This window comes from Flavobacterium sp. CFS9 (assembly GCF_041154745.1).
Taxonomy (GTDB): domain Bacteria; phylum Bacteroidota; class Bacteroidia; order Flavobacteriales; family Flavobacteriaceae; genus Flavobacterium.
The window spans coordinates 1,028,826-1,041,064 of sequence record NZ_AP031573.1 but is presented as its reverse complement, the minus strand read 5'-3'; the positions used below and the strand labels follow the sequence as shown (position 1 = coordinate 1,041,064).

The 12,239-nt window shown below is 33.9% G+C and carries 7 protein-coding genes; 5 read left to right on the top strand and 2 right to left on the bottom strand.

The features are described from left to right. Nucleotides 1-342: 342 nt before the first annotated feature. Nucleotides 343-2,757 (bottom strand): TonB-dependent receptor, encoded by a 2,415-nt coding sequence (locus ACAM30_RS04490; protein WP_369617420.1) that lies wholly within the window; start codon nt 2,755-2,757, stop codon nt 343-345. 314 nt (nt 2,758-3,071) lie between these two features. Here ACAM30_RS04490 and argS point away from each other — a divergent pair, with 314 nt between their 5' ends. After that, nucleotides 3,072-4,850, top strand: a complete 1,779-nt coding sequence (argS, locus tag ACAM30_RS04485) for an arginine--tRNA ligase (RefSeq protein ID WP_369617419.1) — start codon at nt 3,072-3,074, stop codon at nt 4,848-4,850. Nucleotides 4,851-5,253: 403 nt separating this feature from the next. After that, nucleotides 5,254-5,964: a hypothetical protein gene (locus ACAM30_RS04480; RefSeq protein WP_369617418.1), complete on the top strand. Its 711-nt coding sequence runs from the start codon at nt 5,254-5,256 to the stop codon at nt 5,962-5,964. A gap of 510 nt (nt 5,965-6,474) precedes the next feature. On the opposite strand, the gene ACAM30_RS04475 is transcribed toward ACAM30_RS04480, so the two are convergent. Beyond that, nucleotides 6,475-7,377: a DUF6607 family protein gene (locus tag ACAM30_RS04475; RefSeq protein WP_369617417.1), complete on the bottom strand. Its 903-nt coding sequence runs from the start codon at nt 7,375-7,377 to the stop codon at nt 6,475-6,477. A gap of 104 nt (nt 7,378-7,481) precedes the next feature. Here ACAM30_RS04475 and ACAM30_RS04470 point away from each other — a divergent pair, with 104 nt between their 5' ends. The 3 genes from ACAM30_RS04470 (at nt 7,482) to ACAM30_RS04460 (ending at nt 12,084) form a co-directional block, all read left to right on the top strand. Next, a complete protein-coding gene (locus ACAM30_RS04470; RefSeq protein ID WP_369617416.1) occupies nt 7,482-9,593 on the top strand; it encodes a TonB-dependent receptor plug domain-containing protein in 2,112 nt (703 codons plus the stop codon). A 20-nt stretch (nt 9,594-9,613) separates the two neighbouring features. Then, on the top strand, nt 9,614-10,696 hold the full coding sequence (locus ACAM30_RS04465) for an HmuY family protein (RefSeq protein ID WP_369617415.1): 1,083 nt from the start codon (nt 9,614-9,616) through the stop codon (nt 10,694-10,696). Nucleotides 10,697-10,767: 71 nt separating this feature from the next. Next, nucleotides 10,768-12,084, top strand: coding sequence for a T9SS type A sorting domain-containing protein (locus ACAM30_RS04460; protein ID WP_369617414.1), 1,317 nt, complete (start codon nt 10,768-10,770; stop codon nt 12,082-12,084). The last annotated feature ends 155 nt before the right edge of the window (nt 12,085-12,239 follow it).

The following is a 12,239-nucleotide window of genomic DNA, read 5'->3' as shown; positions in this document are numbered from 1 at the left end:
TTCTTTTGAAATATTTCAAAATGTCTAACTAGAGACCATCTTTCCAATCCTATGTTACAGTAAAGAGTAAGGCAAAAATTACCTTTTTTAAGAGGTGTTGTTTACGAGTGGATTAGGTTTTGATTTTGTGATAATTTTAACAATCAGGACCTTTAAATCTTTGATGAATTTATAAAGATAACAGACAGGAGGCTCCGGATTTTCTGGTATCATTGCAAATGCAGCAGGAATAAAGAGCGGCTAACTTTTTAAGTAAAGCTGTCAAATGCCAATAAAAAAAGCCCGAAGTTGGCAGACTCCGGGCTTTTAAAAAACTATTAAAATCGATTGGTAAAAGTTGGATTAGAACAATCCGCCTCCACCTTTATTGGTATTGTCTTCTCTTTGTTTACGTTGCAGGTTTTTGATTTTTGCACCTCCAAAGTTGTAAGTTAAACCTAAATAAACGGTTTGACTCTCCCATGTAAATTGTCCTGAATGTGAGTAAGGATACATAGAATCGAAAGCAAATTTCATAGTGTTAAATACGTCGTTGAAACGTAAACTGATGTTCATTTTGTTGTCTAACAAAGTATAGCGTGACCCCATATCCATTTTGTACATCGCATGACTGTTATTTTGAAGACCTTGGACTTCACCTCTGTAAAATCCGAATAATAAGAAGCTTAATCTTTTGTTTACTTTGAAGTTAGAATTCATACGTCCGTTAAAAGCGGCAACCGTAATTTTTCTGTCCAAAGGATTACTTTTTTGAGTTACCGGATCGTATTCAAATACTACACCTTGCTGGTTGATGCTTGAAAAGTCAATCGATGGTGAAATGTCCCACCATTTTGCAATTTTATAAGTGAAAGAAGCTTCAAAACCATAAGCAGTGTTACTGTCAAAGTTGGCATAAGTCAGGATTTGTTTGTTACCACTTGGGTCAGAATTGTCCGGAAGTAAAACGCGGCTAATTTGATCGTTGATACTTCTTACGAAAACACCTGCCGTAAAACTTCCTTTTTCTAAAGTTTTAGTATAGTTTACTTCAACAGAGTTTGTAAACTGAGGTCTCAAATCTGAATTTCCTAATGCTGTAATCAAAGGAGTAGAAAACTCACGAATAGGTTTTGTCTGCTCTAAACTCGGACGGTCTACACGACGGCTGTAGCTTAACTGTATAGTGTTTTTTTCGTTCAGGTTATAAGTAAAATAAGCCGAAGGGTACAACGTAATATAATCATCGTTGAATTTGTCAAGACCGTGATTCAAATTTGCTACTACTTTATAGCTTTCGAAACGAGCTCCTAATTGGTAGCTGAATTTTTTGTATTTCTGACCGAACGTTACATAAGCCGAGTAAATATCAGTATCATAAGTATAATTGGAAACAGGAAGCTCTGCTACCGGATTTCCGGTGATATAATCGTTGTTAGTTTTTGTAATTCTGGCCTCAGCACCTGCTTCAAGAGTCGTTTTGTCGTTTAACGGATTTACGTAATCAACATTTATAGTGCTCAATTTACGAGTACCTGCAATATAATCGTTATAAGACTGGTTACCGCTCGTATTGTCTTTTTTAGTAATTTGTGTGTCGAAACCGGCATTTTGAGTTTCTTTATTATTACTGTAATTAGCTTCAAAATCTAAAGTATGACCTTCTTTTTTAAAGAGATGTTTGTAAGCCAGGTTGTAAGTTCCTACGTTATCCGGACCGGTATATTTTGATTTTTGCAACATGTTAGCAATATCAGAGCTGCTTACATTGCTGTAATCAATATTCGTATCTACAAAAAACTTACCGTTTGATTTGTTCTGATTGGTATAGAAAGATAAAGTATTGTGGTCATTGATAAAATAATCCATTCCGATTTTATACAGGTAAGAATCATTTTCGTTTACAACATCAATTTTTTGACGAATGTCCTGATCGTATCTGTTGATGAAACCATCATTATAGTAAGTTCCAAAGTTTTGTCCTACGTTTCCAAAGAAATTTACTTTTCCTGTTTTATAGTTCAAATCTAATGACTGATTGTATTTGGCTACTTCTCCAAAAGTGATTCCGCCACTGTAACTTCCGTTGAAACCTGTATTAGAATTTTTGTGCAGGATGATGTTGATGATACCAGACATTCCCTCAGGATTGTACTTCGCACTTGGATTGGTGATCAGTTCAATTTTTTTGATTGACGTTGACGGAATTTGTTTCAACAACTGAGCAGGATCAATGTTTGAAGGTCTTCCGTCGATCAATACACGAACGTTATCGTTTCCGCGAAGCGAAAGTTTACCATCCTGATCTACGTTTACAGATGGAATGTTGTTCATGATGTCAGAGGCAGAAGCACCGGCAGTAGTTAAATCTTTTCCGACAGTAATTACTTTTCGGTCAATTTTTTGCTCGATTGTCGAACGCTCGCTCACAATGTTCACTCCTTTAAGCTGAGTAGCTTCTTCTTCAAGTGATACATTAATGGTTGCTGTTTTTTTGTTGTCACTTAAAATTAAAGAGCCTACATATTTTCTAAATCCAATGTATTGAATTTCGATAGTATAACTTTTTAAAGCCAGATTTTTGATAGAGAAATCTCCGTGATCATCAGAATTAACTCCTGCGACTACTTTTCCGTTTTCTTTAACCGAGATGGTTGCGTAAGAAATAGGAGCGCTGTTTGATTTTTCAGTAATTTTTCCGGAAACACTTCCTGAATTCTGTGCATTTGCCGTTGTTATTACACCCAGTAATACAAACAGAAAGAATTTTAGTTTCATAATGTAATAATGATTTTTTGATGGATTGATGATGATTGTTTTCTTGTTTTTGTTTTTTACCCTCAAACTAATTTGAAGTCTCTATTAAGACTCATTTGCTAAGGATATGTTACAAGAAAAAGCGAAAAAAAATATTTCTTTCGTAAGATCGTCTGTTTTATAATGAGTTAGGGTTTTGTTTTTTGCATAATTTTAACACTTCAAAGGGGAGGTTTTTTTAAGAAATTAGAATTGTTTTATTCGATTTAATATGTTTTTGATTTTCTGTAATTGATGAATAAGCAGTATATTTGCACACTTTAAAATAAGTTTACATGTCATTATCACAAATTCTTACACCTTCTATACAAAAAGCAATACAAGCATTATTTGATGTTACTGTTGAGAAAATCGAATTTCAAACCACCCGAAAGGAGTTTGAAGGCGACATCACAATGGTGATTTTTCCTTTATTGAAAGTAATTAAGAGTAATCCTGTTGAACTGGGGAATAAAATTGGAAATTATCTGGTAGAGAATGTTTCCGAAGTAGCACGCTTTAATGTGGTTTCGGGATTTTTGAATATTGTTATTGCAGACAGTTATTATTTGAATTTCTTTAATGAAATAAAAGACAACACCAAGTTCGGATATGTAACACCAAGTCCGGAAGATAAAGCAATCATGGTCGAATATTCTTCGCCAAATACTAATAAACCTTTACACTTAGGTCACGTACGTAACAACTTGTTAGGGTATTCTGTAGCTGAAATTATAAAAGCATCGGGAAAAAAAGTGTACAAAACACAAATTATCAACGATCGTGGAATTCATATTTGTAAATCGATGCTGGCCTGGCAGAAGTTTGGTAATGGTGAAACTCCGGAAAGTTCAAATCTAAAAGGAGATAAATTAGTAGGTAAATACTATGTTGAGTTTGATAAAGCTTACAAAGCAGAGATTTCTCAACTAATGGAAACCGGAAAAACAGAGGAAGAGGCAAAAAAACAGTCTCCAATCATTATTGAGGCACAAGAGATGCTTAAAAAATGGGAGTCAGGAGATGAAGAGGTAATTTCTCTTTGGAAAATGATGAACCAATGGGTTTATGATGGTTTTGCTACTACTTATACTAATCTGGGTGTTAATTTCGATAGATACTACTACGAGAGCAATACTTATCTGTTAGGAAAAGATGTCGTTCAGGTAGGTCTGGACAAAGGCGTTTTTGAAAAAGATCCTGATGGTTCAGTTTGGATTGATCTTACCGATGAAGGTTTGGATCGTAAAATTGTTTTGCGTTCGGACGGAACTGCTGTGTATATGACACAGGATATCGGGACAGCCATTCAGCGTGTTAAAGATATGCCGGATGTTGGCGGAATGGTATATACAGTAGGTAACGAACAGGATTATCACTTTAAAGTCCTGTTTCTGATTTTGAAAAAACTTGGTTTTGACTGGGCTTCAAGCTTGTATCATTTGTCATACGGAATGGTTGATTTGCCTTCAGGGAAAATGAAAAGCCGTGAAGGAACAGTGGTAGATGCCGATGATTTGATGCAGGATATGACCGATACAGCGAAACAAATATCTGAAGATTTAGGAAAACTGGACAGTTATTCAACCGAAGAAAAAGCCAAATTGTACCAAACCATTGGTCTTGGGGCATTGAAATATTATATCTTAAAAGTAGATCCAAAAAAACGTATTTTGTTTAATCCTGAAGAATCTGTTGATTTTGCTGGAAATACAGGGCCGTTTATTCAGTACACTTACGCCAGAATTCAATCGATAATCCGTAAAGCTGATTTTGATTTTTCGGCAAAGACAAATACAGAAGAATTACACGAGAAAGAAAAAGAGCTCGTAAAACAAATTGAACTTTTCCCGGAAGTAATTCAGAATGCGGCACACAATCATAGTCCGGCGCTGATTGCTAATTATACTTATGACTTGGTAAAAGAGTACAATTCTTTTTATCAGTCGGTACATATATTAGGAGAAGTAGATTTGACTAAAAAAGTATTCAGAGTGCAGCTTTCGCAAAAAGTAGCTGAGGTTATCAAAGCCGCTTTTAGTTTGCTGGGAATCGAAGTTCCGGAGCGCATGTAATTGCTGTACAAAAGATAAAATACAAAGAGTCGATAATTATAAATGTAATTATCGACTCTTTTTTTATGTCAATCCAAAATCACAAAGTCTATTGGTTTTCGAGGGTAGAAAAGGTGAGATTGCTAAAAAGTTGCAATCGGAGAGAATTGTATCTTATTAGAAAATATAAGGTAATTAATACGAAAAACAGGTAAAGGTTTTTGGGGCGAATTTTCGTGTGAAAAATACAATTTAACATTTGTAAATCTCGTTTTTATAGTTATGTTTACGGTAAGAAAATAATTTATAAAAAAAGTTTGTGAAATCACTAAATACAGGATGTTAGCTAAAAAAATCCTGTTAGAATAATAATCGAGGAAGCCGAAAATCGCAAGAGTAGGCAAATAAATTAACCAAAAAACAAATGATTAAAAATTCCTTTTTACTACTAGTGTTTCTAGTAGTGTGTTGTTCTGCAAACGCGCAGGATTTGATTTCTCCTTCTTATGGATTTTCTCACAGTAAAACTGCTTACATCACTTTGGCTGATGGTACCGAAATTAATGGTACTATTAAAGATATCGACAGAGACAAAGGTTTAATTGAGTTCATCAAATTACAAGATGGAGCTGGTAAAAAACACAAACTAAAACCGGAAGACATTAAATTCATGTACTTGCCACCAAGCGGATTGGATAACTTAGGGAAAAGACTAAATTTTCTTGAAGACTTTAAAAAATGGAATGACGATAAGTTAAACCAGGATTTCTTAAACCAAGGATATGCTTATTTTGAAACTGCTGATGTAAAAATCAAAAAGAAAAACAGCAAATTGTTAATGCAGTTGCTTAATCCTTCATTCAGTAAAGAATTTAAAGTATACTGTGATCCTTATGCAAAAGAAACGACTTCATTAGGAGTAGGAGGAGTTAAATTTATTGGGGGAGATGCAAAATCGTATTATGTTGCCAAAAAAGATTCTCCTGCATTTTTATTGAAGAAGAAAGATTATAAAAAAGAATTTGTGCCATTATGGGGAAGCTGTGAAAAAGTAATTGCTGCAAATCCGGAGCCTAAATGGACTGATTTAACGAAACATATTGTTTCTTATTCTGAGTGCGCAGAAGCTAACTAATATTTTATGTAAAAAAGTATAGTTTTTATACATGCAATGAAACAAAGGGCCGATAGTTATAAAACTATCGGCCCTTTTGTTTTTTTGTCGATTTTTATAATAGTATTGCCTAAAAATATAGTCAAAATACTGGATTTTAGTCATCTGGAAAAAAGTGAAAAAATAGTCCGGTATTTGCTTGTGTGTTATGAAATAATATATTAATTTTCCTACTTTAAAAAAAAGTATTGCAGGATTCTAATATCCTTATCTATAGACTCTAATATCACTTCGAGAGTTTTTTTTAAGCATTTCCGTGAGGATTATTCCAAAAATATCTATCATAAAGATTAAAGATACCAACCTTTTATTAGTTGATTTATGCTGTTTTGAATTAGTAAGCTAATGGCCTAGTTAAGTATAGAAGGTAGTAGACCGTTTGAATTCATTTTCAGACGGTTTTTTTTATGCATAAAAAAGCCGATAGTTTGTCGCTATCGGCTTTTAAAATATAAGTAGAAAAAGAAGTTCTTATTTTACAAATTTGTTGATGATTGCATCACTTTCTGCTTTTGTAGCAGTTGGTTTTAAATCAAATAAAAGAGAGTAAAGTGCTTTTCTGTCTACTTTAGCTTCTAAGTTTAAGTCCTGGTGTCTGTCAAAAAGAGTTTGCCATTTGTCACGAACGTTTTTCCAAAGAGCATTGTTTTCTTTCCACCATTTTTGAGCTGCGATACATTTAATATCCGGAACTTTAGTGTAAACGTCTAAACCTTTTTCCTGAGCTAACAGAACATCTTTTCCGCTGTCGTCACGTACCAATTTGTCATTGTCCTGCTCATGATTCCATCCTGTAGCTGTAATTTCGTGAATGTTTCTTCTTTTTAAAACATTATAGTCATTACGTTTCGTTTGCTCTCTTCTTGGAAGTGGTGCATCAGCAATGTTTGCCCAGTAGTTTTGTCCGTCTACGTGTACCCATGTAGAAGATCCTTCGTAACGTGGACTATCGTCTACCTGAAATACTTTTTGCGTCCATTGACCTTTTACCGCTTTTTTGTCCAGTTTTTTATATTTCCATGAAGTTCCTTTATTAAAGGTGTATAAGTCAGTGTTTTCATACAACCAGTCTTGTCTCCAGTGTTTGATGATCATATCGTCGCTGACTATTAATAAGTGTTGCATTACAATTTTGTTAGGAGTGTCTTCTAATAACTCTACCCATTCTAATGCAGATTCGTGTTTGGTTTCAGATGGTTTATAAGTTGCAGAATCTTTAGCGTATTGGAAAGTTTCTGCGAAATTAAACTTCACTTCGTAACAACCACACATAGATTTGATGGATTTGATGTCTTGTTGTTTTTTATCCTGACTGAAACCAAGGCTGCAAGCCAAAGCCATAACAGCTGAAAAATAGAGGCTTTTTGAAATCATAACGTAATATTTTGTTTTTAAATTTTCGCAAATATATGTATTTTATTTAGAACAAATAAAAATAATTAATACATTTGCGCCATTATTAAGATTGAATAAAAATAATGAAAATCAAATTTATCTTTTTTGCAGCTTTTCTTTTTTGTCAAATCTCCTTTGCACAAAAGAAAGATACCACGGCTGTAAATAAACTTTCTGAAGTGGTTGTTACCGGGCAGTTTGAGCCACAGTCTATAAAAAAATCAGTGTTTAATGTTCGTGTGATTTCTAATCAGGACATACAAAATTTAGCAGCAAATAACTTAGCAGACGTTTTAAATCAATACTTAAATATAACTGTTAGACCTAGTGGTACAACCGGACGCTCAACCGTTTCGTTATTTGGATTAGATGCGCAATACTTTAAAATTTTAGTTGATAATATACCATTAGTTAATGAAGCCGGTCTGGGGAACAATACAGATTTGTCTCAGATTAACCTAAGTGATGTGGATCATATTGAAATTGTAGAAGGTTCTATGGGAGTTAGCTACGGAGCCAATGCGGTAAGCGGAGTTCTTAATATTATAACTAAAAAATCATCTAAATATAAGTGGGATATTAATGCCGCAGTGCAAGAGGAGACCGTTGGAAAAGAATACGCTCTTTTTGATAAAGGACGTCATATTCAATCTTTACGTGTAGCGCATACTTTTAATGAGAACTGGTTTGTAAGTGTAGGAGCAAATAGAAATGATTTCCAAGGTTTTTTAAATGGTAAAAAGGGTAAGGATTACTTTCAAACTGATTTTATGCGAGGTTACAGTTGGCTACCAAAAGATCAGTTAAACGGAAACGCAATGTTATCGTATCGAAAAGACGATTTTCGATTCTTCTATAAATTTGAGTACTTAGATGAAGATGTAGATTTTTATAATAGTACTGTACAGTCTCTTTTTAATCCTGCTTTGGGATCCTATCGTGCTGCTGATGATAAAAGATATTTTACCAACAGGTACTTTCATAATTTAAATGCAACCGGATCGCTGTTCTCACAATTAACGTATAATGTTTCTGTTACACATCAGAAGCAACAGCGAGAAATAGAGAATTTCACGTATTATTTGTTTACTAAAACTGAAGGGGCGAACGAGAAGAAGAAAGATCAGTCGATGGAAGTTCTTTCTTCTACAGGGACATTAAATAATTTTTTCTCAGACAAAAGTATTGATTTGCAGGTGGGATATGAATTTGTAAACAATAAAGGATTCGCACTTGTTCAAAAAAAGAATAATGTGATTGAATCGGTTTATAAAACGATAGAGAACTATGATTTTTTTGTTTCTTCAGAAATTATGGCTACCGATCGGTTTTCTATAAAACCGGGATTGAGATTTTCGGCACAGTCTAAATTTAAAAATCAATATGCTTCTTCAGTTGCATTAAGATATTTGTTTGATAAAGGGGTTGAGTTGAGAGGATCGTATGGTAACGGTTTTAGAACTCCAAATTTTGAGGAATTGTATGTGAATCAAATTTTCGATGGGCACTTTTTTGCAGGAAATGAAAACTTGATTCCGGAAACAAGTACTTCTTATGAAACAAGTGTTAAAAAGTTTACTTCTTTTCCTTCAGGACTACAAATATCAAATACAATTGGGGGAAGCTACCTGGATGTTAACGATAGAATTGACATGGTATTTATAGGGAACAATCCAAATACCGGTACACCTGAAAATCAATACATCAATATTAGTAAATACAGAATGTGGAATTTTTCTACAACGAATCAGTTCAGATTAAATAGCTTGACGATTAATGTTGGAGCTGCATTGGTAGGAGTTTCGCAGCGATTAGACAATCAAAAAAATGTTTCAAACGATGATTTTCTCTATTCGTTTAATTTAAATGCAAGTGTGTCTTATAATATTCCAAAGTGGAAAACAATTATTTCGGGTTATTACAAATACAATGGAAAAACACAACAGTTTGAGGAAGGTGCGTCAGAATACGTGCTGTCTACTATCGCTGCCAGTAATTGGTTTGATGCATCAATCAGAAAGAATTTCTTCAAAGACAGATTTGAAGTAACGGTCGGAGCAAGAAACATTTTTAATGTAACCGATGTAAACCGAAGTAAAACAAGTGGAGGATCGGCACATGCAACATCTTCGAATTTAATGCTCGCATACGGACGTTCTTACTTTTTTAAATTAGCATATAATCTTAATTTTTAAATACTTAATACATAAATACAATGAAAAAACTTTTATTACTATCATTCGCTTTCTTATCACTTGCATCTTGCTCAAGTGACGACGATACTCCAGTTGAGATCCCAACTGTTGGGGCAACTTTACAGCCTACTGTTGGAGGTCCTAATCAGCCAAATCAGGTTTATCTTGACTTAAGTGCTGCAGAATTTAAAGCCGTAAACAGAGAATCATGGGATTTCGGATTCTCATCAGGTGATGATTTTAGAGTTGTTTTGAACGGATCGGTTAAAATGGCTGTTAAAAAATTAGCTACATCTGATATTACAGTATCTCAAACAATCGACACCAATGTTTCAGTTGGAGCTGGTGAGAACCCTTCATCAAACGGATATGTTGATAATCCAACCGGTGTTTTAGCTGGTGCAGGAGCAGGAGTAGGAACTGCTATTGCTGAAGTTTCTGCAACAGATGCAGACAATAAAGTATATTTAGTGAATCTTGGATTTAAAGTTTCAACAGCAGTGCCGGCAAAAGGTTCAGTTAGTGTTGATGGTGATTCAAGAGGATGGAAAAAAGTTAGAATCTTAAGAAACGGTAATGGATACAAAATTCAATACGCTGATTTAACTTCTGCTACATTTACAGAAAAAGTAATTGCAAAAGATGCTGATTTTAACTTTACATTTTTCAGTTTAGCGACAGGAAATACAGTTGCAGTTGAGCCGCAAAAAGCAAAATGGGACTTAAACTTTACAGTATTTACCAACTATTTTAATATGGGTAGCGGTGATGTGACTTACGGTTTTTCTGATTTTATCACAACGAATGCAAAATCAGGAACTCAGGTTTATCAGGTTTTAGTTACGGCTGATGTAACTTATGCAGCTTTTGCTAAAGCAAATGTAGTAGAATCAAATTTCACACTTTCAAAAACAGACCAGAGAGTTATTGGTTCTAACTGGAGAAGTGGTGGTGGACCAACTACTTTACCAAGCATAAGAGCAGATCGTTTTTATGTTGTGAAAGATGCAGCCGGAAATTATTATAAAGTTAAATTCCTGGCTATGACAAATGAAGCAGGAATTAGAGGTTATGTTACTTTAGAGTACGCAATTCTTAAATAATTTTAAAAAAATAAGAGCCACGAGGTATTAGTTTACTCGTGGTTTTTTTAAACCTATTAATTTGTTTTAACATGAAAAAAATTACTTTACTTTTTTTGTTTTTTATTACGCATTTAGTTTTCTGCCAAGGTAGTGTAAAGTATGATTCCAAAACAAAATCGATCGATGTCGCTTCTGGTGTTGAAGGTGAAGCAAGTATTCGGGTGAAATTCTATGGTAGTGCTGAGAGTGCTCCTATTGTTCTTGAAACGATGTCCTGTGGCAATACGGAAGGTCTTCAGATATTTAGCTATTCGAAAGGAAGTATAATGGATTACTATCAGAATGAAACAAACATTGTTTTTAAATTCAAAAGAACTGTAAGTTCTGATACTCGGGTTACTTATAAATTTTCAACTAATGGAAGTTGTTTTCAGGATGAAGCTGATATGATTAAAATTACAGTAAATTATAAGGCACAGGTTATAAATCCTCCAACTTCAAAGTTTGATAATCTGATTACCATTTTTCATAATTACAGAAACACCATAATTTCTGATTTGAATATTGATGAGGGAAGTATTGCGCCCGAAATTTCAGGCATTTTTATACCCTCGTCGCAATACGATTATGAATATGTATGGGAGAAAAAAAGTAGCAACGGAATTTGGGCACTTATGCCAGGAGAAGGATCTTATTCAATTTATCCAGGTTATCTTTCGGAGACAACTACATATAGGAGAGCTGTAAAGAAAAAAGGTAGTGCTGATAATATACCTATAAGTAACGAAGTAACCTTGACGGTTATTCCGGCACCACCTGCAAAAGAGATTACCAATAATGTTATTACCCTTTATAAGGATAATGTAATGTTGGGAGGGTATCGTATTTTGGGAAGTACACCAGTTGGAGGAATAGGTTATTTTAGATATGAATATTATGCTTACAACGAGTTTGAAGGGGAAGTCATAGGAGAAGTGCAAATGGTTGGTGCTGATATTGATTATTATCAACGTTCTATAGGTGGCTTGCCTCTTAAATTTTATAGAAAAGTTTATTCAAAAGATAAAGTTTCTTTTAGTAATACAGTCACAATTTTTCCAGTAGCAAGTTCTGCAAGAATGGCCACAATAAGTAATATTGAGACTGCTTCTTCTGATTTAACAGTTTACCCAAACCCAACAACTGAAGTTGTAAATTTTGCAACAAATTTCTCAACCAATAAAGAAATTGAAATAGTAGTTTATTCTGAAACAATACGAAACGAAAAATCAGTTTTTAGAGGAACGGTAACACCTAATCAGGTGGTAAGCTGGAACATTCCTTCAGGTTATGCAAAAGGAATTTATTTTTATAAAATTCTTTCAGGAAGTAAAGAGGTGAAAACGGGTAAAATTATAGTTCAATAAAGATGCAAAGAGTAAATTATGCTCAATACATTTTAAAATTTAGTTAATCATTAGCTTTGTTTTTTTATTTTTTTTTGATAAAGGGGTTGGATTCGTTCAGCCTCTTTTTTTTGTATTATTTTAATGTTAAAAAGAACCTAGAAATTAATTGTTTA